At 69.2% G+C, this 25,862-nt stretch carries 27 protein-coding genes; 8 read left to right on the top strand and 19 right to left on the bottom strand.

Annotated features, from left to right (window positions below; all coding sequences use genetic code 11):
• The first annotated feature begins 18 nt into the window (after positions 1-18).
• The 4 genes from NX1_RS07035 (at position 19) to NX1_RS07020 (ending at position 2,197) form a co-directional block, all read left to right on the top strand.
• A complete protein-coding gene (locus NX1_RS07035; RefSeq protein ID WP_068055600.1) occupies positions 19-306 on the top strand; it encodes an antibiotic biosynthesis monooxygenase in 288 nt (95 codons plus the stop codon).
• Positions 307-319: 13 nt separating this feature from the next.
• Complete coding sequence (locus NX1_RS07030; protein ID WP_068055597.1) at positions 320-898, top strand: DUF2867 domain-containing protein; 579 nt, start codon at positions 320-322, stop codon at positions 896-898.
• A 244-nt stretch (positions 899-1,142) separates the two neighbouring features.
• Positions 1,143-1,799 carry an SRPBCC family protein gene (locus tag NX1_RS07025; RefSeq protein WP_068055595.1) on the top strand — a complete coding sequence of 219 codons (657 nt, stop codon included), beginning with the start codon at positions 1,143-1,145 and terminating at the stop codon, positions 1,797-1,799.
• Complete coding sequence (locus NX1_RS07020) at positions 1,799-2,197, top strand: ArsR/SmtB family transcription factor (protein ID WP_068055592.1); 399 nt, start codon at positions 1,799-1,801, stop codon at positions 2,195-2,197. Before NX1_RS07025 ends, NX1_RS07020 begins: the two co-directional genes overlap by 1 nt.
• Positions 2,198-2,360: 163 nt before the next feature.
• On the opposite strand, the gene NX1_RS07015 is transcribed toward NX1_RS07020, so the two are convergent.
• From NX1_RS07015 to NX1_RS06990, 6 genes are all read right to left on the bottom strand, one after another.
• A complete protein-coding gene (locus tag NX1_RS07015) occupies positions 2,361-2,507 on the bottom strand; it encodes a DUF1059 domain-containing protein (RefSeq protein WP_157119573.1) in 147 nt (48 codons plus the stop codon).
• A gap of 99 nt (positions 2,508-2,606) precedes the next feature.
• Entirely contained in the window at positions 2,607-3,413 is an 807-nt protein-coding gene (locus tag NX1_RS07010) for an SAM-dependent methyltransferase (protein WP_068055586.1), read from the bottom strand.
• A 194-nt stretch (positions 3,414-3,607) separates the two neighbouring features.
• Positions 3,608-4,645 (bottom strand): 4-hydroxy-2-oxovalerate aldolase, encoded by a 1,038-nt coding sequence (dmpG, locus tag NX1_RS07005; protein WP_068055583.1) that lies wholly within the window; start codon positions 4,643-4,645, stop codon positions 3,608-3,610.
• Positions 4,646-4,657: 12 nt separating this feature from the next.
• Positions 4,658-5,566, bottom strand: a complete 909-nt coding sequence (locus tag NX1_RS07000) for an acetaldehyde dehydrogenase (acetylating) (protein WP_068055580.1) — start codon at positions 5,564-5,566, stop codon at positions 4,658-4,660.
• 99 nt (positions 5,567-5,665) lie between these two features.
• On the bottom strand, positions 5,666-6,451 hold the full coding sequence (locus NX1_RS06995) for a 2-keto-4-pentenoate hydratase (protein WP_068055577.1): 786 nt from the start codon (positions 6,449-6,451) through the stop codon (positions 5,666-5,668).
• 1 nt (position 6,452) lies between these two features.
• Positions 6,453-8,078, bottom strand: a complete 1,626-nt coding sequence (locus NX1_RS06990) for an FAD-binding protein (protein WP_084501149.1) — start codon at positions 8,076-8,078, stop codon at positions 6,453-6,455.
• Between the two features lie 105 nt (positions 8,079-8,183).
• Between NX1_RS06990 and kstD the strand changes: the two genes are divergently transcribed.
• Together kstD and chsH3 are read left to right on the top strand one after the other, a co-directional pair.
• On the top strand, positions 8,184-9,908 hold the full coding sequence (gene kstD / locus NX1_RS06985; protein ID WP_084501180.1) for a 3-oxosteroid 1-dehydrogenase: 1,725 nt from the start codon (positions 8,184-8,186) through the stop codon (positions 9,906-9,908).
• Between the two features lie 345 nt (positions 9,909-10,253).
• The gene (gene chsH3, locus NX1_RS06980) at positions 10,254-11,114 is read left to right on the top strand and encodes an enoyl-CoA hydratase ChsH3 (RefSeq protein WP_068055574.1); all 861 of its coding nucleotides are present in this window, start codon (positions 10,254-10,256) and stop codon (positions 11,112-11,114) included.
• A 109-nt stretch (positions 11,115-11,223) separates the two neighbouring features.
• Here the strand turns inward: chsH3 and NX1_RS06975 are convergent, their stop codons facing one another.
• From NX1_RS06975 to zapE, 6 genes are all read right to left on the bottom strand, one after another.
• On the bottom strand, positions 11,224-11,682 hold the full coding sequence (locus tag NX1_RS06975) for a hypothetical protein (RefSeq protein WP_068055571.1): 459 nt from the start codon (positions 11,680-11,682) through the stop codon (positions 11,224-11,226).
• A complete protein-coding gene (locus NX1_RS06970; protein WP_068055568.1) occupies positions 11,679-12,962 on the bottom strand; it encodes a DUF58 domain-containing protein in 1,284 nt (427 codons plus the stop codon). Before NX1_RS06970 ends, NX1_RS06975 begins: the two co-directional genes overlap by 4 nt.
• On the bottom strand, positions 12,959-13,921 hold the full coding sequence (locus tag NX1_RS06965; RefSeq protein ID WP_068055565.1) for an AAA family ATPase: 963 nt from the start codon (positions 13,919-13,921) through the stop codon (positions 12,959-12,961). The genes NX1_RS06970 and NX1_RS06965 overlap by 4 nt, the downstream gene beginning before the upstream one ends.
• Positions 13,922-13,949: 28 nt before the next feature.
• Positions 13,950-14,447 carry a hypothetical protein gene (locus tag NX1_RS06960; RefSeq protein WP_068055562.1) on the bottom strand — a complete coding sequence of 166 codons (498 nt, stop codon included), beginning with the start codon at positions 14,445-14,447 and terminating at the stop codon, positions 13,950-13,952.
• Complete coding sequence (locus NX1_RS06955; RefSeq protein WP_245668367.1) at positions 14,444-15,403, bottom strand: DUF4129 domain-containing protein; 960 nt, start codon at positions 15,401-15,403, stop codon at positions 14,444-14,446. Before NX1_RS06955 ends, NX1_RS06960 begins: the two co-directional genes overlap by 4 nt.
• Positions 15,404-15,532: 129 nt before the next feature.
• Positions 15,533-16,480 (bottom strand): cell division protein ZapE, encoded by a 948-nt coding sequence (gene zapE, locus NX1_RS06950; RefSeq protein WP_068055559.1) that lies wholly within the window; start codon positions 16,478-16,480, stop codon positions 15,533-15,535.
• 78 nt (positions 16,481-16,558) lie between these two features.
• Here zapE and NX1_RS06945 point away from each other — a divergent pair, with 78 nt between their 5' ends.
• Positions 16,559-17,137 (top strand): TetR/AcrR family transcriptional regulator, encoded by a 579-nt coding sequence (locus NX1_RS06945; protein WP_068055556.1) that lies wholly within the window; start codon positions 16,559-16,561, stop codon positions 17,135-17,137.
• Positions 17,138-17,230: 93 nt separating this feature from the next.
• Here NX1_RS06945 and NX1_RS06940 read toward each other — a convergent pair whose 3' ends face one another.
• The 7 genes from NX1_RS06940 to NX1_RS06910 form a co-directional block, all read right to left on the bottom strand.
• Positions 17,231-17,668 carry an NUDIX hydrolase gene (locus tag NX1_RS06940; protein WP_068055553.1) on the bottom strand — a complete coding sequence of 146 codons (438 nt, stop codon included), beginning with the start codon at positions 17,666-17,668 and terminating at the stop codon, positions 17,231-17,233.
• Between the two features lie 148 nt (positions 17,669-17,816).
• Positions 17,817-18,992 carry a lipid-transfer protein gene (locus NX1_RS06935; protein WP_068055550.1) on the bottom strand — a complete coding sequence of 392 codons (1,176 nt, stop codon included), beginning with the start codon at positions 18,990-18,992 and terminating at the stop codon, positions 17,817-17,819.
• Positions 18,985-19,392 carry a MaoC family dehydratase gene (locus NX1_RS06930; RefSeq protein ID WP_068055547.1) on the bottom strand — a complete coding sequence of 136 codons (408 nt, stop codon included), beginning with the start codon at positions 19,390-19,392 and terminating at the stop codon, positions 18,985-18,987. Before NX1_RS06930 ends, NX1_RS06935 begins: the two co-directional genes overlap by 8 nt.
• Positions 19,389-20,327, bottom strand: a complete 939-nt coding sequence (locus NX1_RS06925; RefSeq protein WP_068055544.1) for a bifunctional MaoC family dehydratase N-terminal/OB-fold nucleic acid binding domain-containing protein — start codon at positions 20,325-20,327, stop codon at positions 19,389-19,391. Before NX1_RS06925 ends, NX1_RS06930 begins: the two co-directional genes overlap by 4 nt.
• Before the next feature lie 17 nt (positions 20,328-20,344).
• Positions 20,345-21,583 (bottom strand): acyl-CoA dehydrogenase family protein, encoded by a 1,239-nt coding sequence (locus tag NX1_RS06920; protein WP_068055541.1) that lies wholly within the window; start codon positions 21,581-21,583, stop codon positions 20,345-20,347.
• Positions 21,568-22,632: an acyl-CoA dehydrogenase family protein gene (locus NX1_RS06915; protein ID WP_068055539.1), complete on the bottom strand. Its 1,065-nt coding sequence runs from the start codon at positions 22,630-22,632 to the stop codon at positions 21,568-21,570. Before NX1_RS06915 ends, NX1_RS06920 begins: the two co-directional genes overlap by 16 nt.
• Positions 22,633-22,653: 21 nt before the next feature.
• On the bottom strand, positions 22,654-24,771 hold the full coding sequence (locus NX1_RS06910; protein WP_245668377.1) for an acyl-CoA dehydrogenase family protein: 2,118 nt from the start codon (positions 24,769-24,771) through the stop codon (positions 22,654-22,656).
• A gap of 190 nt (positions 24,772-24,961) precedes the next feature.
• On the opposite strand from NX1_RS06910, the gene kstR reads away from it, so the two are divergent.
• Positions 24,962-25,612, top strand: coding sequence for a cholesterol catabolism transcriptional regulator KstR (kstR, locus tag NX1_RS06905; RefSeq protein WP_067842427.1), 651 nt, complete (start codon positions 24,962-24,964; stop codon positions 25,610-25,612).
• Positions 25,613-25,862: the final 250 nt, after the last annotated feature.

Here is a 25,862-nt window from a genome sequence, read left to right as displayed (position 1 = left end):
TCACGAGAGGAGGCCGGCATGACGGTCGGCATGATCGCCGTGCACTATCCGGAGGCCGCACACTTCGAGGATTTCGTCGCCCGCGTGCGGCAGGTCGCCGCGGTGATGCGAGCGACGCCGGGCTGCCTGTCCGCGACCTACTGGGCCGACGAGGCGGGCGACGCCGTCATATCGACGGTCGAGTGGGCATCCGACGAAGCGGTCGCCGCGACCTACGCAGCCATCGAGACCGCGGATGTCGACGTCGCCTTCGATGCCCGCGAGCGACGCCCGCGCGAAATCATCCGACTCCGTTCCCTGTCCTGAGAGCGAGGCAGAGATGAAGATCTCCAACACCGCGCACACCGAGCGCCCGTGGCGCATCCACGAGATCGCCCCCGATTTCACGCTGGAGGACGTGTGGGCGCTGCCGACGCCCGGCGGCCCGGACGACCTGCCGCGTCTGGTGCGGCTCATCACGACCGGCGGCGACACCCCGCAACCGCTGGTCTTCCGCGTCCTGTTCGACATCCGCTGGAAACTGGGCGCGCTGCTCGGCTGGGACGACGCCGACTCGACGGTGGGCGCCCGAGTCGCCTCGCTGCGCGAACGGCTGCCCGACGACCTGCGCGACGGCCCGCGCGGCCCCGACACCGAGGGGTTCCCGTTCACCTCGGTGTATCTCACCGACGACGAGTGGGCGGCCGAGATGGCCAACCGCACCGTCCACGCGGTGATGCACATCGGCTGGGTCCCCGACGAATCCGGCGGTTACCGCGGGCAGATGGCGGTGCTGGTCAAGCCGAACGGACTCTTCGGAAAGCTGTACATGGCCGCGATCGCACCGTTCCGATACACGCTGGTATACCCCGCACTCATGCGCGTCTTCGTGCGCGGCTGGCAGCGGCAGGACGCGTAGCCCGCGAGGTCTCAACCGCGGCCTAGGACAGCCAGCCAAGATCTCTCGTCGACGGCAGCCCTGCGCCGCCCTCCCTTCGACGCCAAGGCGGCCCGTCCCGAATTGAACTGGGCCGTCGGCGATTCGGCGCCTCGGCGACCAACCGCCGTCGGCAACACACTCGGAGCGCCCTGGCGTCGACTTCCCACTGCGAACCACGGGCGTGTGGTCTAATATAAGTTCACACTTATCCAAGGAGGTAGTTGTGCCTTTGTTGACCGATCCGGCCGGGATCGCCGGGCTTGTGGTTCGTGAGGTTCGGAGTGGGGCCAGGGATGGGGAGGCGACGCGGATCGCGGTGGCTCGGCGGAGTTATCCGACCGATCAGGCCGATCTGTGGGACGCGTTGACGAACAGCGCGCGGATTCCGCGGTGGTTTCTGCCGGTGAGCGGGGAGCTGGAGATTGGTGGGCGGTATCAGCTCGAGGGGAACGCGAACGGGGTGATCGAGGAGTGCGAGGCGCCGCGGCGGTTCGCGGTGACCTGGGAGATGGGGCCGCGGGTGTCCTGGCTGACGGTCACGCTGAGCCCGAGCGGGGACGGGACGCTGCTGCAACTGGAGCACGAAGCGCCGGTGGATCCCGAGTTCTGGGCGCAGTACGGTCCGGGAGCCGTCGGCGTCGGCTGGGATCTCGCGCTGATGGGTCTCGGTCTGCACTTGGCGAGTTCGGCGGTGCTCGACCCAGCCGAGGTGCTGACCTTCCACACGACTCCCGAGGGCATCGCGTTCATCAGGACGGCGGCCGAAGGGTGGGCGGACGCGGCGGTGGCGGACGGCGACGACCCGACCGCGGCGATCACGGCCGCGAACCAGACGATCACCTTCTACACCACCGAGCCCGAGGACGGCGCCGAATCCTGATGGCCGCTTCTCCGGCGAAGATCTTCGAGGCGCTCGGCGATCCGATCCGCCGCTACATTCTCGAACTGGTCGCGGCGGGCGAGCAGCCCGCAGGCGCGGTGGTCGCCGCGGTGCAGCGGCACACCTCGATCTCCCAGCCCGGCGTCTCCCAGCATCTGAAGGTGCTGCGCGACGCCGAGCTGGTGATCGTGCGTGCCGAGGGCACCCGTCGCCTGTACGCCCTCGATCCCGCGGGCGCGGAAGCGGCCATCGCCTGGCTGACCGCGCTGACCGAACCTCTCCACCAGTTCACCCAGCCCCTCGACGCCCTCGCCACCGAAATCGCTCGTGGAAAACGGGCTCGCCGCACCGCCCCACCGCCTGCCGACGAGGGGGAGCGGAAGGCTCGCCACGCTTGAACGAACCCGCGGTGAGAATCCGGCGCTCACATCTCGGGCAGCCGGTACCAGCCGCCGGAACGACCCGGAGTCCCCGCCGCGTTGTTCTTGCGCAAGTACCGGTTCGCCCCGTCGATGTACGGCACCGCGAGGTCGATCTTCCCGCGCCGGTAGATGAACCGAATCAGTAGGCGATGAAGAGAATTTCGTCGCGCGAGTACTCGTGCCCCGGGTGGTTCGCCGCCAGATGCGCCTGCGTCTTCGCGACGAGATCGTCCTCGTCGGTCCCGACGATGGCTTCGCCGCAGGGGCAGTTCAGGTTTCGCTTCATCATCCGTCCTAGGTCTCGTTCGACAGGTAGCGCGGAGTCGACGCTACCCGCCGCGCGCCGCCGATTGAATGAGCAATGTTGTAAATGAGGGCAATTCGTCTACGGCTTCCGAGCCAAGCCCGCGACGATGAGCTGCTCCCATACCGTGAGTTCGCGAACAGAGGTCGGACCTTTGACGGGCTCGGGCCGCCACTGCGAGACCGGGACGACACCTGGCTCGAGGATCTCCAGATCGCCGAACAGCGCAGCGATCTCCTCGTCGGTGCGCCAGCGCCCGCGCCCGAAGGTGGCCTGCAACTTCGCCTCGACCGCCGCCGTCTCGGCGTTGTGCCCCGAGCGGAAATGCGAAATGAATACCGCACTGCCAGAAGGTATTTGATCGCTCCAAAAGCGAACGACGTCGGCGGGATCCTCGTCGTCGTTGAGGTGATGCAGGATGGCGCTGAAGATGACGGCGACGGGCTGATCGAAATCGATCAGCCCGGTGACATCGGGATGCTCGCGAATCGTCTTGGGCTCGCGAACATCGGCCTGGATGACGGCCGTCCGCTCGTCGGACGCCAGCAGCGCGCGCCCGTGCGCCAGCACGATGGGGTCGTTGTCGACGTAGGCCACCTTGGCATCGGGGGCGTGCCGTTGGGCGACCTGGTGCACGTTGTCGGCGGTGGGTAGACCGCTGCCGAGATCGATGAACTGCCGCAGGCCCGCCTGAGCGAGTTCGCTTACGGCGCGGACCAATACCTGCCGGTTGGACGTGGCGATCACCACCGAGCCGGGGAGGTTGTTCTTGAAGTGGTCGCCGATCTCCTGGTCGACCGGGTAGTAGTCCTTACCGCCGAGCAGATAGTCGTAGACCCGAGCGATGCTGGGCTTGGACTGATCGATCACATTGGAGCTGTCGGTCACTTTCGCACCCCGATTCACCGGACATTGTGTGCCCAATAGTAGGAGATCGTGCGTGCGATGGCAGGCGCTCGGCGTCCGACTGTCCAGAAACAGCAGCGGAATTCGACCGCCGAACGCTTCGGCGAACCGACGTCGGCGGTCCCGCGACCGGGCCCGCGAGCGGTGGCGAACCACCCGCGGGCCGGTCGCTTCGGTCAGGCGGAGACGGCCCGCTGTTCGCGCTGCAATTCCAGCGCGATGTCGATGAGCTGGTCCTCTTGACCGCCGACGAGCTTGCGCTTGCCCGCGCGAACGAGCATCTCGGCGGCGGAGACGCCGTAGCGTTCGGCCTGCCGCTCGGCGTGCTTGAGGAAGCTGGAGTAGACACCGGCGTAGCCCATCATCAGGGCCTGGCGATCCAGCAGGCATTCCTGCGGCATGGCAGGGCGGACCACGTCCTCGGCGGCGTCGGCGATGGCGAAGAAATCGATGCCGGTGCTGATGCCGAGCTTGTCGCAGACGCCGACCAGCGCCTCGACCGGCGTGTTGCCCGCGCCCGCGCCGAAACGTCGTGCGCTGCCGTCGATCTGGGTGGCGCCCGCGCGGATGGCGTAGATGGAGTTCGCCACGGCGAGATCGAGGTTCTCGTGACCGTGGAAACCGACCTGGGCATCGCTACCGAGTTCCGCGACGACGGCCGCGACGCGCTCGGAAACCTGTTCGAGGACAAGGGCTCCCGCGGAATCGACGATGTACACGCATTGGCACCCCGCGTCGGCCATGATGCGCGCCTGCTTGGCGAGCACCTCGGGCGGCTGGGTGTGCGACATCATCAGGAAGCCGACGGTTTCCAGCCCGAGTTCGCGGGCGAGCCCGAAGTGCTGGATGGAGACGTCGGCCTCGGTGCAGTGGGTGGCGATGCGGCAGATGGACGCGCCGTTGTCCTGGGAGACCTTGATGTCCTCCTTGACGCCGACGCCGGGCAGCATGAGCACCGCGATCTTGGCCTGGGTGGCCGTCTCGGCGGCGATCTTCACCAGTTCCTGTTCGGGGGTCTTGGAGAAGCCGTAGTTGAACGAGGACCCGCCGAGCCCGTCGCCGTGGGTCACCTCGATCACCGGAACGCCCGCGCCGTCGAGCGCGGCGACGATGTCGCGCACCTCGGTGGCGGTGAACTGGTGGCGCTTGTGATGCGAGCCGTCGCGCAGCGAAGTATCGGTGACGCGGATATCGAGTTCTGCTGAATAAGCCATGGGGAATGCTCCTTACACCCGGGCCGTCGTGATCTGCTTTGCGATGACTTCGCCGACCTGGGTGGCCGCGGCGGTCATGATGTCGAGGTTGCCCGCGTACGGGGGCAGGAAGTCGCCCGCGCCTTCGACCTCGACGAAGACCGAGACCTTCGCCAGACCGCCCGATACCACCGACGGCTCGTCGAACTGCGGTTCGTTCAGCAGGCGGTAGCCGGGCACGTACTGCTGGATGTCGGCGACCATCCGGTGAATGGAGTCGGCGATCGCGTCGGTGTCGGCGTCCTCCGGGATGGCGCAGAAGATGGTGTCGCGCATGATCATCGGCGGCTCGGCCGGGTTCAGGATGATGATCGCCTTGCCGCGCTCCGCGCCGCCGATGGTCTCGACGCCGCGGCTGGTGGTCTTGGTGAACTCGTCGATGTTGGCACGGGTGCCCGGTCCGGCGGACACCGACGACACCGAGGCGACGATCTCGGCGTAGGGCACCGGCACGACGCGCGAGACGGCCGCCACGATCGGGATGGTGGCCTGGCCGCCGCAGGTGATCATGTTGACGTTCGGCGCGTCCAGGTTGGCGCCGAGGTTGACCGGCGGCACCACGGCGGGACCGACCGCGGCCGGGGTGAGGTCGACCGCACGGATGCCCGCCTCGGCGTACCTCGGCGCGGCGGCGCGGTGCACGTAAGCGGAGGTGGCCTCGAAAACCAGGTCGGGCAGCTCGGATTGGCCGAGCAGCCAGTCCACACCCTCGTGCGAGGTCTCCAGCCCGAGCCCGCGAGCCCGCTTCAGGCCCTCGCTCTCCGGATCGATGCCGATCATCCAGCGCGGCTCGATGACGTCCGAGCGCAGCAGCTTGTAGAGCAGATCGGTGCTGATATTGCCGGACCCGACGATCGCGGCGGTTACGGTCCTGTCGGACACGGTTGGCCTCCTTGGAGATGGCGGCCGGCGAAGCCGGCGGGGTGGGCTCTGGGGTTGGCAGCCGGCGAAGCCGGCGGGGCGGGTGCGCTCTGTGTGGACTCAGGTGAAATGCAGTCGGACCGAGCCGAGTCCGGCGAACTCGGCGAGGAACTGGTCACCGGGACGGGCATCGATGGCGCGGGTGCACGAGCCGGGCAGCACGACGTCGCCCTTCTTCAGCCGCACCCCGAACGAGGCGACCTTGCGCGCCAGCCAGGCCACCGCGATGACCGGGTCGCCGAGCACCGCGTCGCTGCGCCCCTCGGCGACCACCTCGCCGTTGCGGGTGAGCACCGCGTCGATGGCCTTGATGTCGATGTCCTTCGGCGCGACCCGCTCGGGTCCGAGCACGTAGCCCGCCGAGGACGCGTTGTCCGAAATGGTGTCGCACAGGCCGATGTTCCAGTCCTTGATCCTGGAATCGATCAGCTCGATCGCGGGCGCGTAGGCGACCGTCGCGGCGAGCACGTCCTCCTCGGTGCAGTCCGCGCCAGGCAGGTCGGCGCCGAGCACGAACCCGACCTCGACCTCGACGCGCGGGAAAAGGTAGCGACCCGCCTCGACCGGAACATCTTCGAACACTTGCATTTCCGCGAGCAGGTGACCGTAGTCGGGCTCGTCGACTCCCATCATCTGCTGCATGGCCTTGGACGAGAGCCCGACCTTGTGGCCGACCACGCGCGCGCCGCTGTCGAGGCGGCGGCGGATGTTGATCAACTGGATCTCGTAGGCGTCGACCACGTCGATCTCGGGGTACCGCGCGACCAGCGGGTCGATGGCGACCCGATCGTTCTCGGCCCGGGCGAGTTCGTCGGCGAGTTCGGTTCGTACCGCGTCGGACAGCACGCTAGTTTCCTTCCACTGTTGCTTTTTCGAGGACGGCCTGTTCGCCCGCCGCGGACCGCCCCGCGCGGCGACCGGAGAAGACGCAGTCGGCCAGCGACAGACCGCTGACATAGGAGTCCGAGCAGATGCCGACGGCGGTCCGGCCCGCGGCGTACAGGCCGGGAATGTCTTCGCCATCAGCTGTTTTCACCGCGCCGGTCCGCTCGTCGACGACCACGCCGCCGAGGGTGAGCATCGGGCACGGATTGGTCAGGCTCGGTTTGATCCCCACATCCAACAGCCAGTACGGGCCGCTGCGCACCGGTTCGGTGAATTCGGCGGGCTTGCCGACCGGGTCGGGCGTGCCGTTCGCGATGGCGGCGTTGTGCGCGTCGACGGTCGCGCGCAGCCCGGCCGGATCGATACCCGCGGCTGCCGCGGCGGCTTCCAGCGTCGCGCCGCGCACGGCGCTGCGGCGCATCACCTCGAACTGAGCGCGCTGGAACCAGGTCGCCTGGGTGCGGATCTGCCGGATCGCGGTGCTCATCAGGTTCGCGTCGGCGAGCAGCCAGCCCTTGCCTTCGTGCTCGTTGATCAGCGCGTGGCCGACCGCCGCGCCGTAGCGGGTCTCGTCGATCACCCGCCGACCGTGCGCGTCGACCAGCACCGCGCCGGTGAAAGCGCTGGGCGGCAGGATGAATCGCCACGCCGAGACGTTGCCCATGCGGTCGGTGGCAGCGCCCGCCTGTCGTGCGAGCAGGATGCCGCTGCCGTCGTCGCCGGTGGTGCCGAGCGCGAGACCGGCGCGGTACTGCGGGCCGTATTCGCCGAGCATGGCGCGGTTGGCGATGAAGCCCCCCGCGCTGACGATCACGCCGCGCCGAGCCTGCACGCGAATCGTCCTGCCGTACTCGCGATCCAGCGCGTCGAGGCGCTTCTCCATCGACTTGCGCAGCGGCGGATAGTAGATGCCAGGCTTGGCCGCGAGCTTGGCCATGCGGCTGTAGCGTTCCCTGATCCGGCCGGGTGCGTCGCGCAGCGACCTGCACTCGACGCCGATCACCGCGCCGTTGTCGTCGGTGATCAATCGCTTTGCCGCGGTCAGGGTCTCGACGCGCACGCCACGACGCGAGGCGGAGGCGGCGAGCGGTCCGGTGAGCTGCTTGCCCGAGGTGCCCTTGCCCTTGACGCGGTGGCCGCGCTGCACCGGTTCGGCGACCTCGCGGCCGTAGCCGGAGACCTCGCTGCCGGAGTAGTACAGGTAGTAACTGTCGTTCGGATACGAGGTCTTGTACGGGCAGAGCGAGGCTTCGAAGGGCACGCCGTGCCCCTTCAGCCACTCGATCATGGCCGGGCTCTCGTCGACGAACCGCCGCAGGGTGGCCGGTGTGACGGCCGTGCCGACCTCGCGTTCCAGGTACGCGAGCATCCGCTCAGGGGTATCGTCCACCCCGGCCTCGCGCTGCACCGACGTACCGCCGCCCGCGTAGATGATGCCGCCGGACAGCGCGGACGCGCCGCCGCCGGTGAATCGCTCCAACACGAGCACCTGCGCGCCCGCCTCCGTCGCCTCCAGCGCGGCGGACGCGCCCGCGGCTCCGTAGCCGACGACGACCACGTCAGCGGTCAGGTCCCATTCCAGGCCCATGTACTTCACTCCGGTCCGAAACTGAAACAAGTTTCCTCGACAAATGGAACGCCGAGCAAGTCTTCTGCCACACAACATAGACCAATGGCGCGTCCATTCTATAACGTGTTCTACATGACAGATCCGGTTCTTGAACCACACAGCTACGACGTGGTGGTCGTCGGCAGTGGCGCCGCGGGCATGACCGCCGCCCTCACCGCCGCCCACCACGGCCTCAGCGCGGTGATCATCGAAAAGGCCGCGCACTACGGCGGGTCGACCGCGCGCTCCGGTGGCGGCGTGTGGATCCCCGGCAACAAGGCGCTGCGCGCGTCGGGCCGTCCCGACGACCGGGAGGACGCACGCACCTACCTGCACAGCATCGTCGGCGACGTGGTGCCGAAGGACCGGATCGACACCTACATCGACCGCGGCGCCGAGGCCTTCGACTTCGTGCTCGACCACACCCCGCTGAAGATGAAGTGGGTGCCCGGGTATTCGGACTACTACCCGGAGGCGCCAGGCGGTCTCGGCGAAGGACGCTCCTGCGAGCCCAAGCCGTTCAACCTGAAGGTCCTCGGCGCGGAGCGGGACAACCTGGAACCGCCGTATGCCAAGGCGCCGCTGAACGTGGTCGTCATGCAGGCGGATTTCGTCCGCCTCAACCTCATTCGCCGCCACCCGAAGGGCATGATGCGCGCCATGCGCGTCGGCGCGCGCACGTACTGGGCGAAGTTCACCGGCAAGCACATCGTCGGCATGGGACAGGCCATCATCGCCGCCATGCGCAAAGGGCTGATGGACGCGAACGTGCCGGTGCTGCTGAACACTCCGATGACCGACCTGATCGTGGAGAACGGCGTGGTCACGGGCGTCGAGGCGACGGTGGACGGCAAGCCCGTCGTGTTCACCGCGCGCCACGGCGTCGTGCTCGGCAGCGGCGGCTTCGAGCACAACGCGGAGATGCGCGCGAAGTATCAGCGCCAGCCCATCACCACCGAGTGGACGACCGGCGCGACGGCGAACACCGGCGACGGCATCCGCGCGGGCATGGCAGCAGGCGGCGCGGTGGGCTTCATGGAGGACGCGTGGTGGGGGCCGACCGTTTTCAAGGGTGGCAGGCCGTGGTTCGCCCTCGCCGAGCGCAACCTGCCCGGCTGCATCATCGTCAACCACGACGGCAAGCGATTCGGTAATGAGTCCGCTCCTTACGTCGAGGCTGTGCACACCATGTACGGCGGCGAATACGGGCAGGGTGAAGGTCCCGGGGAGAACATCCCCTCGTGGCTGGTGTTCGACCAGCGCTACCGGAACCGCTACATCTTTGCCGGATTGCAGCCTGGTCTGCGCTTTCCGTCCCGCTGGATGGAAAACGACAACATCGTCAAGGCCGACAGCCTCGAGGAGCTGGCCGCCGCGATCGGCGTGCCCGCGGAGAATCTGGCCGCGACCGTCGCGCGGTTCAACACCTTCGCCGAGACCGGCACCGACGAGGACTTCGGCCGCGGCAACAGCCACTACGACCGGTACTACGGCGACCCGACGGTGAAGCCGAACCCGTGCCTCGCCGGCTTGGTCCAGGGCCCGTTCTACGCGGCCAAGATGGTGCCCGGCGATCTCGGCACCAAGGGCGGTCTGGTCGCCGACTCCACGGGCCGGGTGCTGCGGGAAGACGGCACCGTCATCGAGGGTCTCTACGCCTCGGGCAACTGCTCGACCCCGGTCATGGGCCACACCTACGCGGGCCCCGGCGCCACCATCGGCCCCGCCATCACCTTCGGCTACCTCGCCGTCCTCGACATCGCCAAGCGCAAGCAAGAGCAGCCAACCACCGCCGCCTCCGGCGCATAGGGCATGCCCCCTATCCACACCGCTACCACCCCACACCGCGGCTGGCGTACCTCCCGCCGAATGGGCGCGTGCCGACCTCGCAGAACTTCCGCACGGTTCGCAGGGGCTGCAACCTCTGCGAACCGTGTGGGCGGTCTGCGGGGGACCCCTCCGAGCCCCGGAGGCCATGGGCGCGAACCAGTCCGGCGCGGAGGGCGGGAACGAAGCGGACGCCGTCCGGTGGACCGCTGTCCCGGCGAGTGGGTACGGCATTGCCAGCGGGGTGCGCCTGCCCGCAGGATCGATTCGTGGGCGACGCGCACCGGGGCGATCGAATCCGTCCACAACCATGCACAAGGAGAACTGATGCCCATCGACCCGAAGATCGCGCTCGGCGCGGAGCTGCCGAGCCGGGAGTTCGCGTGGACGCCATCGGATGTGCAGCTCTATCAGCTCGGGCTCGGCGCGGGTGCGCGGTGGACCGACGCCGCCGAGCTGCGCTACCTGGACGATCGGGAGCCGCAGGTGCTGCCGACGTTCGCGACCGTGGCGCAGACCTTGCACGAGACCGAGCCGCCCAAGGTGAGTTTCCCCGGCATCGACATCGACCTGGCGAAGGTGGTGCACGGACACCAGGAGGTGGAGGTGCACCGGCCGATCCCCGCCGCGGGCAAGGCGACGAGCACCGGGCGGATCAGCGAGATCTGGGACAAGGGCTCGGCCGCGGTGGTCGTGCAGGAGCACACCATCACCGGTTCCGACGGCGCACCGCTGTGGACCACCCGCTCGTCCATCTTCGCCAAGGGTGAGGGCGGTTTCGGCGGCGAACGCGGCCCGAGCAACAAGTCGGAACTGCCCGATCGCGCACCGGATTTCGACGTCACCACGCGCACCCTGCCGCAGCAGGCGCTGCTGTACCGGATGCTCGGCGACCGCAATCCGCTGCACTCCGATCCCGAGTTCGCCCGCGCCGCAGGGTTCCCCGATCCGATTCTGCACGGCCTGTGCACGTACGGGATCGTCTGCAAGACCGCCACGGACACCGCCTTGGATTCCGACGCGAGCCGCGTCACCGGATTCCGCGCGCGCTTCGCCGGTGTGCTCTACCCGGGTGAGACCATCCGGACCCGGATCTGGCGGGGCGAGGGAGAACTCGTCATCGCCGCGACGGTGGTCGAGCGCGAGGACGCCCCGGTGCTCGCGGACGTCAGCCTGAAGTTCAGGTAGACGACCGCGCGGCTCGTTCGCCCGAGCGAGTCACTTCGGCCGCCGTCGCGGGGGTGCGCACGAGCTATCGCGACGGCGGCCGGGCAATCCGTTGGCGGATACCGGCGACTCAACCAGCCTGCGGTCCGGCTACTTCTTCGGTTCTCTCGCGACGCGGGCCCAGTCCTTGGATCACCAAGGCGTACAACACGATCACCACGACCGGCGCGAGGGCGGGGGCCCACGCCAGGCGTAAGGGAAACAGGGCCGCGCCCACCGCGCACGCGGCGAAGACGACGGCGCCGACGACCGAGGGCAAGGTGGTCGGGACGACGCCGATCGGTGCGGTCACGGTAGCCGCGTTCAGCAGGTAGGCGGTGGCGACCAGACCCGTCGCGGCGGCGGCGAGCACGCCGGTGTCGGCCCAGGCGAGGGCGGCGATCGCGACCAGGACGGCGGCGACCGCGGCGGGTCGGAACCACCAGCCCGCGATCACGAGGACGAGCGCGGGAATGCCCGCGAGCGGCGCCATCAGGATCACCGAGGCGACGAGCAGGACGCCCGCGAGGACGGCGAGGAATCTGGTCATCGGCGCACCCGCACGGTTCGACGGTGTTCGGGCAGCAGGCGCATGATCTCGTCGAGCCTGGCGTCCTGCGCCCACGGCACGATGTCGACGCCGACCGTGCCCATGTCGCGGTACATCGAGGCGCGTTCCAGCTGCCACATGCGGGCCAGCGTCTGATCGAGTCCCGCGTGAAACGGCGTGCCGCGCAACACGTCCACCACCACGACGACGTGCCCGCGCTTACGCAGATCGATCAGCGCCAGCGCGAACTGGGTGTCGAGCAGCGTGGAGAACGCCACCACGATCGCGCCGATCGGAACCGCGGCGTGCGGGGCCAGGGTGCCGGTGGTGGGGATGTGCTCGTCGCCCACGTCGAGGACGGTGTCGACGATGCGGTAGAACTGGCGCCGCCCGATGTCGGGACGCAGCCAGCGCGGATGCCGGCCGAGGCAGACCACGGCGGTACGGTCGCCCGCTTGCAGCGTCGACTGCACGACCTGGGCCGCGCCGCGCACCGACAGCTCGAGCGAATCGGTCGCCGGACCCGGCGCCTGTTGCGAGGTGTCGACCAGCACGACGACGTCGGCGGACCGGTTGGTCAGCCGCTCGGTGACGTAGAGCCGCCCGCGCCGCGCGCTCACCGGCCAGTTCACGATCCGCAGCTGATCGCCCGGCGCGTAGGCGCGAATGTCGGCGTATTCCACGCCTGGCCCGTGGCGGCGAGTCAGGTGGGTACCGAGCCGTTCGGGAAGTTCGGTGCGCGGCAAGCGCATTCGCTGCGGATCGGTCACCGGGTAGACGAACAATTGTCCCGCGGGCAGCGTCGCGGTGGCGATCGCGAGTCCCGCCGGGCTCAGCGCGGACACCCGCACCGACACCGGGTAACGACCCCAGCGCCCGGCCGACAAGGCGAGCCGCAGCCCGGCGGGCGCCGCCCCCGAGTCGCTCGCCTCCTCGATCTCGATCCCGAGTTCCGCTACCGACCGCGGTTTCAGGCGCAGCAGCGCGTGCCCCGCCTCGACGAAGGCGGCGACGGTGAGCACCACCTCCTCGGTCTCGAAGCAACGCAGCGTGCCGCCGCCGTCGACTTGAATCCTGGTCCGCGACTGCTGCCACGGCGCGGTCGCAAGCACGCCGAGCAACGGCGCGGCGAAGACCACCAACTGCCAGCGCGCGGCGACCACCGCGACCAGCAGCGCCACCGCCGCGCAGCCCGCCAGCATGTACACCAGAGGCGCCGGGCGCCACCGCAATTCGACCTCGACGGTGGCGCTCGCGTCGCGGTGCCTGGAGCGGGTCATGTCTGGGCGGCGCGCGGGACCGGCAGGCGGCGCAGCAGTTCGGCGATCACGTCCTCGCCGCGGATCCGGCGCACCCACATCTCGGGGCGCAGCGTGATCCGGTGCGCCATGGCCGGAATCGCCAGCGCCTTCACGTCTTCCGGGATGACGTAGTCCCGGCCGAGCAGCAGCGCGCGGGCCCGCGACATCTGCACCAGATCCAGTTCGGCGCGCGGACTCGCGCCGACCTCGACCTGCGGATGGCCGCGGGTCGCGCCGGCCAGGGCGACGACGTAGCTGACCACGTCGGGATGCACCGTGACGTATTCGACCGACTGCCGCATCTCCAGCAGCCCGTTGGCGTCCACCACCTGCCCCACCTGCGGCGGCGTCGCGCCGCGTTCCAGGCGCCTGCGGATCATCTGGGTCTCGTCGTGCTCGGAGAGATAACCGAGCCGCAGCTGAATGGCGAAGCGGTCCAGCTGCGCCTCCGGCAGCGGGTAGGTGCCCTCGTATTCGATGGGGTTGTCGGTGGCGAGCACGATGAACGGCTGCGGCAGCGGGAAGGTCTCGCCGTCGATGCTGACCTGTCCCTCCGCCATCGCCTCCAGCAGCGCGGCCTGGGTCTTCGGCGGGGTGCGGTTCACCTCGTCGGCCAGCAGCACGTTGGTGAACACCGGACCGCGGCGGAAGTTGAACCGTCCCGAGTTCATGTCGTAGATGGTGGAGCCGAGCAGGTCGGCGGGCAGCAAATCGGGGGTGAACTGCACCCGGGTGAAGTCGAGGCCGAGCGCGGCGGCGAACGACCTCGCGATCAGCGTCTTGCCGAGTCCGGGCAGGTCCTCGATGAGGACATGCCCACCGGAGAGCACGGCGATCATGATCAGCTGTAATTCATCGCGCTTGCCCACGATGACGCGGGACAGCTCCCGCAGCACCGCGTCGGTGCGCTGGACGGTCGCGTCCAGTGGCATCGTCATTTGTCTACTCGCACTTGCTCAACCCATTTCACATTTTCTGCAGGCGGCGCAGGATCTCGTCCAGCGCCGCTCTGCCCGGTGCGCGCGTCGTCTGATCGCGCAGTGCCGAGTTCGCCGGATCGACCCAGCGCCACAGTTCCGGTCCGAACTGCAGAATCCCGGCCGCTTCGGTCGCCCTGCGGTTCTTGGCTACCCGCATGCCCGTGGACAACTCGAATTCTTTGGCAAGTAGTGGACGCAGGTGCCGATCCCAGTCGGCCCTGCTGCCGTCGGCCCGGTCGGCCAGCATCTGCGCCCGCGCCTGCCAGCGATTCAGCATCTCCAGCGGACCGTTCTCGATGTCGTCGGCGTGCTCGTCGCGTTCCGCGTTCTCGCGCTCGCGCAGCGTCCAGATCAGCAGGAACAGCGCGAGGGCGACGGGGACGGCGGCGAGCAGCAGCATCCCCTCGCGCGCCTTGCCGAACGCGATCAGTTCGAGCACCACCACCGCGCATATCGCGGCGGCCGCGATCCCCGCCCTGTTCATTCGGCCATCACCTCCCCTTGCAGATCGGCGAGCACGATGCGCAGCAGTTGTTCGGCGCGCATGCGCTGCCACTCCAGCATCGAGTGCGGGCTGAACCTGGCCTCCTCGAACAGCGCGACCAGCTCGCGGGCGGAGGCGTCGTGCAGCGCGCCGCGCTCGAACGCGCGGGCCAGCACTTCCATCGGGGTGTCGGAGGCCAGCGGGGCGGCCGCGCGGTCGACGGCGAGACCGCGCTCCATCGCGACGTAGCAGGCGATGATGGCGGTGCGCGGTTCCTGGCCCGGCGCGTTCATCGCGGCCAGACCCATTTCGGCGGCCCTGGCCAGCGAGTCCACGACGGTCGCCGTGGCGGGGGCTTCCGGCGGCGGCGCGGGGACGGGCTTGCGCCGGGCCGTCGCCGCGACCACCACGAGGCCGGCCAGCGCGACACCGACCAGCACGCCGGCGGCGACCATCGTCAGCACCAGGCTGGTGCCGGTCAGGCTTTCGGCTCCGCCGGGCTGCGGCGGCGGTGTGGTCGGAAGATATTCGGGCGGCGTGCCCTCGCCGGTGGCGGGCGAAGGCTCAGCGGGTTGCACTTGCCTGCCCGCGCCGATGAAGAACACGGCGGAAGCGGCGGCGAACACCAGCGAGAGACCGGCCAGGGCGGCGAGCATCAGCAGGCCGACGCGACCGAGCTTCCACTGCCTCGGCTCGGGCCCGCGATCCGGCTCGGGCATGGCGAGCGGCAGCCGATGCTGGCTGGCGATCACGCCCGCCAGCAGGATCACCACGGAGACCGTGAGCAGCACCGGCATCAGGGCCACGGCGAGCGCGTTGGGCCCCGACTGACGATCGGTGGTCTCGACCCCGCCGGGAATGTGCCCGCGCAGCGTGATCGCGGCAACCGCCAGCAGCGCGATCAGCACGATCACGCGCGATATCGGCGCTCGCGCCCGGACCACCAGCGTTACCACCAAACCATGAGTACTGCTCGAATCAGCCACATAGTTACATGCCGAGCGGTCCGCTCGGGAGGGAATCGAATACTTCGGATCGCCTCCGGTTCAATCCCGGTTACCGGCGAGTCGCCGCAGGTCGGCGCGTTACCAAGCCGTAGCGGTCACCGGCTGTGAGATCTCACAGAGGCGGCTCTCGGTGCGCGAAATATCCGGCACACCGGTCAGGCCGTCGACCAGCTCCGGCAGCGGCGCGGCGGCGCACACCGTCAGTTCCAGATCGGCGTCGTAGAGCACGTCGACGAGGTTCACCAGGCGCATCGCCCAGTCCGGCGGCACCTCGCGCAACCGGGGCACGTCCTCGATCGTCCAGCGCCGGAAGCGCTGCGCCAGCCGCACGTAGTCGGCGGCCGAAGTGGCGGCGCCGCAGAGGGCAGTGAAATCGACAGTGATGGCGTCGTCGTCCACCGCGCGCGCCCGTAGCGTGCGGTCGCCGATCGGGACCTCGACAGCGCCCTCGGTGGGCGCGCATCCGATCAGGTAGCGGCCCGCCGTGAAGCCGGTCGAAGCGTCGCGCATGTGCAGCGTGCGGTAGTCGATGGGTCCGTCGATCGAGATCACGTCCAAGCGCTCGACGATCCGCGCGATGGTCGGCAAGAACCGGTCGTGGAACAGCGGATTCGGCAAAAGCCGCTCGGGCGGGTAGTTCGAGGTGAGCACTAGCGCGATGCGGCGGGCGAACAACGCGTCCAGCATGCGTGCGATCAGCATCGCGTCACCGATGTCGTGCACGTGGAATTCGTCGAAGCACACCAGGCGGGCGGAGCCCAGCAGGCGTTCGATCGCGGTGTCGATGGAGCCGGATTCGTGAGCGGCGCTGTGCAATTCGGCGAAGAAACGGTGGAAGTGGTAGCGCTTCGCGCGGTCGGCGGCGACGGTGGCGATGCAGCGGTCCATCAGCATGGTCTTGCCGCGACCGGGCCGTCCGTGCAGGTAGACGCCACGCGCGCCCTTGACCGGACGCCCGCGCCCGTCCACCAGGAGAGCCAGCCGGTCGGCGGCCGCGCGCTGATCCGCGTCGAGTTCGATCGTCATCCGAGCCTCCTAGCTCTACAGGTGTAGAGTCCCTACAGTTGTAGAGCACGGAGGGCGGCTCGACCAGGGAAGGTGACGATGTCCACAACCGACCGGCGCACTCTGATCGTCGACGCGGCCATCGAACTGATCGCCCGCAGCGGGATTCGCGCGCTGACGCACCGCGCGCTGGACACGGCGCTGGCGCTGCCGCCCGGATCGTCCTCCTATTACTTCCGCACCAAACGCGCGCTGATCGAGGCGATCGCCGACCGGATCTCGGCGCGGTCCCGAAGCGATTTCGTAGCGGCGGGATTCGCCGCACCCGACGCCGCCGACCTTCCGTCGATCGCGCACGGCGTCGCGGTGTGGCTGGACCGGCTCCTCCTCGAACGCCGCGACCATCTGATCGCCAGGCACGCCCTGATCATCGACCTGATCGGCGATCCGGAACTGCACACCCGACTGAGCAAAAGCCTCTTCTCCCTCGAAAGCGCACAGGAACTGTTCCGCGCCAACGACTTCCCTGACCCGGACACCGCCGCCGCCGACTTCCTCGCCGTCCTGGAGGGCGCGGTCTTCGACCGCCTCGCGGGCAACCGCAGCGATCTCCCACCCGGCACCCCCGCCGGCATCAGCCAGCTGACCACCCTCCTATCCACCTACCTCAGCCGCTGACCCGGCGACCTCGCAGATCCTCCGCACGCCTCGCAGACCGCACAACCGGTGCGAGGCGTGCAGAAGGTATGCGAGGTCGCCGGTTAGGGACGGCTAGGTGGACCAGCCGCGCTGGGAGTAGTTGGCGCCGGTGAAGTAGGCGCGGATGCCCGCGGCGGGGTACTCGATGAGGTTCTGGGGCAACGCGGTCAAGGGGAACCATGCCAGCTCGTAGCACTTGTCGGGCTCACGGTTGACCGGTTCGCCGGACCAGGTCACGGCCTCGAAGAACAGGCCGATGCGAGCCTCGCGGTGCGGGGAGACGACGTGCGCGGTGTGGATGTGGCGCAGATCGGCGGGCTCGACGACCACGCCGATCTCCTCCATCGCCTCGCGGGCCGTGGCCGCGGTGGCCGACTCCCCCGCCTCCAGCTTGCCCGCGGGCAGGTGCCAGCGGCCGTCGAACTCGTCCGCGCTGCGCCGCTTGCTCAACAGCACTTCGCCCGCGCGGACGAGCAGGATGTGGACGTCGACGATGTGCCGGTCGGTCATGAGACTCCTCCCGTGGCGGCGGACGTGCCGCTCCAACCTACGGGTTGTCGCCCCCGTCGTTCCGGCGAACGCCGGGCACCGGTGGGACAGCCGACGCCGTGGCGGGGCCGGGCCCCGGCGTTCGGCGGAACGACGGAGGCGATCGGAATCAGTTGGCGCTGAGCACCAGACCGGAGGTCGGCACGCCGGTGCCCGCGGTGACCACGATGTTGCGCAGCGCCTCGACCTGGTTTACCGACGTGCCGCGAATCTGGCGCACCGCCTCGGCGATGCCGTTCATGCCGTGGATGTACGCCTCGCCCAGCTGGCCGCCGTGCGTGTTGAGCGGCAGCCTGCCACCGAGCTCGATCGCGCCGTCCTTGACGAAATCCTTGGCCTCGCCGCGACCACAGAAGCCGAGTTCCTCGAGCTGCATGAGCACGAACGGGGTGAAGTGGTCGTAGAGGATAGCGGCCTGCATGTCCTGTGGGCCCAATCCGCTTTGCGCCCAGAGCTGTTCGCCGACGAGACCCATCTCCGGCAGGCCGGACATGGCGTCGCGGTAGTAGCTGGTCATCACGTACTGGTCCGCGCCGGAGCCCTGCGCGGCGCCTGCGATCACCGCGGGACGCTGCGGCAGGTCGCGGGCCCGCTCCACGCTCGTCACCACGATGGCCACGCCGCCGTCGGACTCCTGGCAGCAGTCGAGCAGATGCAGCGGTTCGGCGATCCAGCGCGAATTCTGGTGGTCTTCCAGGGTGATCGGCTTGCCGTAGAAGAAGGCGTCCGGGTTGACCGCGGCGTGCTTGCGGTCGGCGACGGCGACCCGGCCGAAATCCTCGCTGGTCGCGCCGTAGACGTGCATGTAGCGGCGCGCGACCATGGCGACCTGGGCCGCGGGCGTGCCGAGACCCTGCGGGTAGGACCAGCCCGCGTCGATGCCCGACGAGGTCGGCGCGGTGGCCAGCGCCGTGGAGAACTGGCCGAACCGCGACACCGAGCGCTCGTTGAAGGCGCGGTAGGCGACCACCACATCGGCCACACCGGTGGCCACCGCCATGGCGGCCTGCTGCACGGTCGCGCAGGCCGCGCCGCCGCCGTAACCGATGTGGCTGAAGAACTTCAGCTGCGGAATACCCGTCGCCCTCGCGACCGCCGCCTGGGTATTGGTGTCCATCGTGAAGGTGGTGAGCCCGTCCACGTCGGCGGGCGTCAGGCCTGCGTCGGCGAGCGCGGCCGTGACCGCCTCGGCCGCCAGCCGCAACTCGCTGCGGCCGGAGTCCTTGGAGAAATCGGTGGCGCCGATGCCGACGATGGCGGCGCGTCCCGACAGAGCCTCAGTCATTCGTACCCCGCAGCGCGATGACGACTTTCGCCGTGATGTGGTCGCCGAGGCTGTCGCGCCCGACGACGTCGATGTGGATGTCCTCGCCCTCGACCGCGCTCACCGTGCCGGTGAGGGTCAGCGTGTCGCCCGCGTACAGCGGCACCCCGAGGCGAAGCGCGATCGACTTCACGATGGCGCGCGGGCCCGCCCAGTCGGTGACGAAGCGCTGCACCAGGCCGGTGTCGGTGAGGATGTTGACGAAAATGTCCTTGGATCCGCGCGCGACGGCCTTGTCCCTGTCGTGGTGCACGTCCTGGAAATCGCGGGTGGCGATGGCCGTGCTGATCACGAAGGTCGGGTCGGCGTGCACGACCAGTTCCGGCAGCGTCGTGCCGACCTGTGCGGTGGCCGTCGTCACGCGATCACCGCCCAGTACGGCAGGGTGGCCTCGTCATCGAGCTTCTCGAACTCGACCCGCACCGGCAGGCCGACCTCGACCTCGGCCGGGTCGATGCCGCGCAGTTCACCGAGCATGCGCACGCCCTCCTCCAATTCGACCAGCGCGACCACGAACGGCAGTTGCCGCCCCGGCACTTTCGGCGCGTGGTGCACGACGTAGCTGAACACCGTTCCGCGCCCCGAGGCGACCACGTACTCGGTCGGCTCGGACTTGTCCTGCCACAGCGCGGGGATCGGCGGATGCCGCAGCGTGCCGTCCGGCAGCTTCTGGATCCGCAGTTCGCCGAGCTTCGTTCCTTCCCAGAAGAATTCGGTGTCGTGCGAGACCAGCGGCTTGACCCGCTCGCCCGCCGGCTTCGCCGGGGCCGCGGCAGTTCCCGGCGCGAATTTCAGGATGCGGAACAGCATTTCGGTGACGAGCTCGTCACCGACCCGCCACGAGGTACGGAAGGTGACGAACCAGCCGTCGCCGAGCCCGGTGCGCTTCGGTCCCGTGATGCTCTCCAGGCGACTGGTGACGCTCACCTGTTCGCCCGGCACCAGGTAGCGGTGGTAGATCTGCTCACAGTTGGTGCCGACCACCGACGTGAAACCCGCCTCGTCGAGCAGTTCGGCGGTGGCGCCCATCGGATCGTCCTCCGGGCGAACGCCGTTGAGCCCGAACATGGTCCAGACTTGCGCCATGGCGGGCGGGGCGACGATGCCGGGATGGCCCGCGGCGCGGGCAGCGGCCTCGTCGACGTAGATGGGGTTGGTGTCGCCGATGGCCTCGACCCAGTTGTTGATCATCGGCTGATTCACCGGGTCGCGCGCGAGGCGCGGCGCGCACTCGCCCGCCGCGATGATCTTCTCGGCGGCGGCGACGATCGCTTCCGGCGTTGACGTGTCCGGCACGACGCGGCTCCTTCTTCCTATCGGGGTACTCGCGGCAGGTTCAGTCCGGCGGTGGCGACGAGCTCGCGCATGATCTCGTTGACGCCGCCGCCGAAGGTCACCACGAGGTTCTGCTTGGTGCGCCGGTCCAGCCAGCTGAGCAGTTCGGCGGTGGCGGGCTCGGCCGGATCGCCGTGGCGGCCGACGATCTCCTCGGCCAGGCGGCCCGCTTCCTGAAGCGACTCGGTGGAGAACACCTTGGTGGCCGACGCGTCGGCGATGACCTGCGACTGGTCACCGTCGACTTGCGCAGCGGGCGCGTCAGGCCCGGAGGCGGTAGCGGAGCGTGACCACGCAGGGCCCCGCGCGCGCTGCCCTTCGGACGCCGCGGCGACCTGCCAGTTCAGCAGTTCGTTCAGCCGGACCATGGCGTGCATGCGGCCGAGCGAACGCTGCACATCGGATTCGACGAGCAGCCCGCGCGGTCGCGCCCAGTCGCGCACCCGGTCGTAGAGCTGTTCGATCTTGCCGGACGGGCCGAGGCTGACCCGCTCGTGATTGAGCTGCGTCGTGATCAGCCGCCAGCCCCGGTTCTCCTCGCCGACCAGCATGTCGGCCGGGACGCGGACGTTGTCGAAATAGGTGGCGTTGGTGTGGTGGGCGCCGTCGCAGGTGATGATCGGCGTCCAGGAGTAGCCAGGGTCCTTGGTGTCCACGATCAGGATCGTGATGCCACGGTGGCGCGAATCCGCCGTGCCGGTGCGACAGGCCAGCCACACGTAGTCGGCCTCGTGCGCGCCGGTGGTGAAGATCTTCTGTCCGTTGACGATCCAGTCGCCGGAGGCGTCGCGGACGGCGCTGGTGCGCAACGAGGCCAGGTCGGTGCCCGCTTCCGGCTCGGAGTAGCCGATCGCGAAATGGATATCGCCGGAAAGGATTCCGGGCAGGAACTTTTGCTTCTGCGCATCGGTCCCGTAGGTCTGCAAAGTGGGGCCGACGGTCAGCAGTGTCACCAGCGGCAGCGGGACATCGGCCCGCACCGCCTCGTTGAAGAAGATCTGCTGTTCGACGGGCCCGAAACCCTGCCCGCCGTATTCCTTCGGCCAGCCGACCCCGAGCCAACCGTCGCGGCCCATGCGCCGCACGACGGCGCGGTAGGCGTCGCCGTGCCGGTTCACCGCCATCTCGGCCTCCTCCTCGGGAGTGACGAGATCGGCGAAGTAGGTGCGGAGTTCGTCGCGCAGCGCGAGCTGCTCGGCGGTCAGATCGATGAACATCTTGCTCCTAAGCGATCCAGACGGAACGACGCGCCGCCGAGCCAGCGGGCGATGTCCTTGGCCTGGGAGTAGTAGCGGTGCATCGGATGGGTCACGTCGACGCCGAGACCTCCGTGCAGGTGATGGCACTTCTGCATGGCGGCGGGCAGCTCGGAGGCCACGGTATAGGCGAGCACGTCGAGGTCGTCGTCGACGCGCTCCAGGTGCGCGGGACCGGTAACGGGCTGCGAAAGCGCCCAGTTCGCCGAGACGGCCACGGCGTGCAGGGTGCGGGAAACCACGTACAGGTCCGCGATCTGCTGGGCCACCGCCTGGAATTCGGCCAGCGGCCGGTCGAACTGGCGGCGCACCCGCAGGTGTTCCGCGGTGAGCACCAACGCGCCCTTCAACAGGCCGTCGGCGACCGAGCCGATGCTCGCGACGGCCAGCCGGTGCAGTTGCGCGAGGTCGCCGGGCAGCAGCTGCTCGGCCGGGATCTCCACGTTGTCCAGCAGGACGCTGCCCTCGGGCAGGCCGCCCGAGGACGGCGACGGATCGCGGGTCAGCCCGGCGGCGTCGCCCTCGACGAGCGCGATGCCGGAATCGGTCGGGATGAGCAGCCAGCGCGCCTGCTCGGCGTAGGGCACCGCCACCTTGTGCCCGCTGACGCGTACGACGGACCCTTCGGCGACCGCGGTGGTCTTCGGCGTCGCGGCGAACGGTGCACCCGGCTCGCTGAGCGCCGCGGTGAGCACCGCGCCCTTGGCGACCTCGGGATAGATCCGTTCGGCCACCGCGTCGGGCAGTACGGGCAGCAGCGCGAGCAGCCCGAAACCCAGCGTCGGCAAGGCGGGCACCGCCACCGCGTCGGTGGCCAGCTCGGTGAGCAGCACGGAGATCTCCGGCAGGCCCATACCGTCGCCGCCGAAGCGCTCCGGCAGCGCGACCCCGAGCAGGCCCGAGTCGACCAGGCTCGGCCACAGCTCGATATCGCGAGCGGATTCGCGCTCGAGCAAGCTAACTACTACTTCGGCGACGGCGTCCTGGCCCTCGTCCCTGGTGAAGTCCACGCTGTTCTCCCGGTTCTTCGATCAGCTGTCCGCGTCGCGGGGGAGTCCGAGAATCCGCTCACCGGCCACGGTGAGCAGGATCTGCTCGGTGCCTCCCGCGATGGAAAGGCAGCGTGTGAGCAGAAATTCGGTCACTTCGTCCGAATCCTGCGCACCGTTCGGTCCCGCCGTCTCCACGGCGAACTCGGCCACCGCCTGGCGGTGCCGCACACCGACCAGCTTGCGCACGCTGCTCTGCGCGCCGGGGTCGGCGCCCGCCAGCATCGCGACGGCGGCCCGCTGCTCGAGCAGCAGCCCGGCGATGGCCTCGGCGACGAAGCCCCCGAGCCGGTCGTTTCGCAGCTCCGCGCCCGGCCCGGTGGCGGGCAGCTTGGCGATGAGCTCCTCCAGCACCGGCCCGATCCCATTGCCGCCCATGGCGACTCGTTCAGTGGACAGCGTGGAGCGAGCGATCTTCCAACCGTTGTTCAGCGCGCCGACGAGACAGTCGTCGGGGACGAACACGTCGTCGAGGAACACCTCGCTGAACCGCGCCTCGCCGGTGATCTGCACCAGCGGACGGACCTCCAGCCCCTTGCTGCGCATGTCGACGAGGAAGTAGGAGATGCCGCGGTGCTTGGGCGCGTCGGCGTCGGTACGCGCCAGGCAGATGCCCCAGTTCGCCTTGTCGCCCAACGAAGTCCAGACTTTCTGGCCGTTCAGCACCCAGCCGCCGTCGACCCGCTTGGCGGTGGTGCGCAGGGCGGCGAGGTCGGAGCCAGCGCCTGGTTCGCTGAACAGCTGGCACCACACCACCTCGCCGCGCAACGTCGGCCAGGCGAAGCGATCGATCTGCTCCGGGGTGCCGTGCTGCAACAACGTCGGGACGGCCCAGCCGCCGATGGCCAGGTCGGGCGCGGTCAGACCGGCGCGGCGCAGCTCCTCGGAGATCACCAGTCCGGTCATCGGATCGGCGCCGCGGCCGTAGGGCGCTGGCCAGTGCGGCATCGCCAGTCCCGCGTCGACCAGTGCGTCGCGCTGCCGCTCCACCGGAAGCGCCGCGATCGCCGCGACTTCGGCGGCCAGGTCGGTGGCGGCCGCGCCGTCGACGCCCTCGGCGGCGAAGACCCGGTCGGCGCCGGTGGTGCGGCGCATACCCGACCGCGTCAGCTCGGTGACCCTCGCCCGCCAGCGCGCCGAGCCGCCGAGCAGCTGACGCAGCGCCGTGGCCCTGCGCAGGTAGAAGTGGGCGTCGTGTTCCCAGGTGAAGCCGATGCCGCCGAGCACCTGGATGCAGTCCTTGGCGGTCTCCACCGCGGCGTCCAGCGCGATGGCCGCGGCGATGGCGGACGCGATCGGCAGTTCGGCGCCGCCCTCGTCGACGGCAGCAGCGGCGTCCAGCGCGACCGAGCGAATGAGCTCGGTGCGGCACAGCATCCACGCGCAGATGTGCTTGACCGCCTGGAAGGAACCGATCTTGCGGCCGAATTGCTCACGCACCTTGGCGTATTCGACCGCTGTGTCGAGGCACCAGCCCGCCAAGCCGGCGAGTTCGGCGGCGACCAGCGCGACGAGCAGGTCCTCGACGCGGTTCGCGGAGGCGAACATCCGCTCGGCGGGCACAGCGACCTCGGTGCACTGCACCCGGGCCAGCGGGGTGCTCGGGTCGGCGGAAGCGAGTTCCTCGATTCGCAGTCCCGCGGCGTCGGGCGGCACCAGGCACCATCGCGGCCCGTCCGGGCTGTCGACGGGAAGCAGCACGGCGGTTCCAGCGGCGGCGCCGAGCACGAAGTCCCAGACACCGGTGAGCAAAACGTCACCCTCGCCTACGGGTACGCTGACACCCGTCCGGGACGAAACATCCGGACCGACAACGACGTCGAGCGCGATGCCGCACGGCAGGTCCTCGGCGAGGGCGCCCGCGGTGACCAGGTTGGCCAGGGCGGTGCCGAGCACCGGACCGCCCACCAGATCGTGCGCCGCCTGCTCCAGCAGGACGGCCAGATCGGCGACCGACCCACCAGCGCCACCCGCGTCCTCGGCGACCGCGACACGGAAGATCCCGAGTTCGGCCAGCGCGGGCCAGTACGCGCGCCAGAACCCGGCCTGCCCGGCTCGCATTGTTGCAATCGGACGGACCGATCCGGCCCAGCCCCGCATCGACTCCTGAACGGCTTTATGCTCGTCAGTGGTGGCGATGGTCACACTCCAACCCGCCTTTCCGGCGTGACTCCCACACCTAGAACATGTTCTAATATCCTTGCCGTGCGGAAGTCAAGAGACGGCCATCCGCATCGGTGAGCACCGCGCGCCAGGCCGACGTACGACGTTCGAGGAAAGGACCCTTTCGATGGCCAGCCCCTCCAGATCGCAGCCCGCCGATGCGAGCGCTGCCCGCCCAGCGACCGTCACCACGCTCAGCGAGGACGATCTGAGCTCGGCCGCGCAGCGCGAGCGACGCAAGCGCATCCTGGACGCGACACTGGCGCTCGCCTCCAAGGGCGGATACGACGCGGTGCAGATGCGCGCCGTCGCCGAGCGCGCGGACGTGGCCGTCGGCACCCTCTACCGGTACTTCCCGTCCAAGGTTCACCTGCTGGTCTCGGCGCTGGCCAGGGAGTTCGAGCAGATCGAGGGCAAACGCAAGCCGCTTGCCGGAACGACGCCGCAGGAGCGCATGCACCTGCTGCTCACCCAGATCACCAGGATGATGCAGCGCGACCCGTTGCTCACCGAGGCCATGACGCGCGCCTTCATGTTCGCCGACGCCTCGGCGGCGGCCGAGGTGGATCGAGTCGGCAAGGTGATGGATCGGGTTTTCGCCCGCGCCATGAACGACGGAGAACCGACCGAACGGCAACTCGCCATTGCGCGCGTCATCAGTGACGTGTGGCTTTCCAATCTGGTGGCGTGGCTCACTCGGCGCGCTTCGGCGACCGATGTCACAGACCGTCTCGAACTGACCGTGGATCTGCTGCTCGGAGATCAAGCGGCGAAATAGCCGGAGGCGATAACCGCGCCAATCGAATCGGATCGGGGTAGCCCGGTCGACGGGCGGACTGCCCGCGACCGGGCTACCGTGGTGTTATGCCGCGCTTGCCTCTGCACGCGGAGCAGACCGCGAACCGTCATGTCCGACAATGCGACTCATATCCGGCCGATCCGCCGGAAGGAAACGGCTCGGCCGTGACGCCCCTCGTGATCGCCGTGCGACCCGACCACGCTCGCGTCCGCGGAAAGTTACTTGCTGG

This window comes from Nocardia xishanensis NBRC 101358, assembly GCF_001613365.1.
GTDB lineage: Bacteria > Actinomycetota > Actinomycetes > Mycobacteriales > Mycobacteriaceae > Nocardia > Nocardia xishanensis.
Note: the sequence above shows the minus strand (reverse complement) of the source record. Positions and strands in the feature narration are given on the sequence as shown.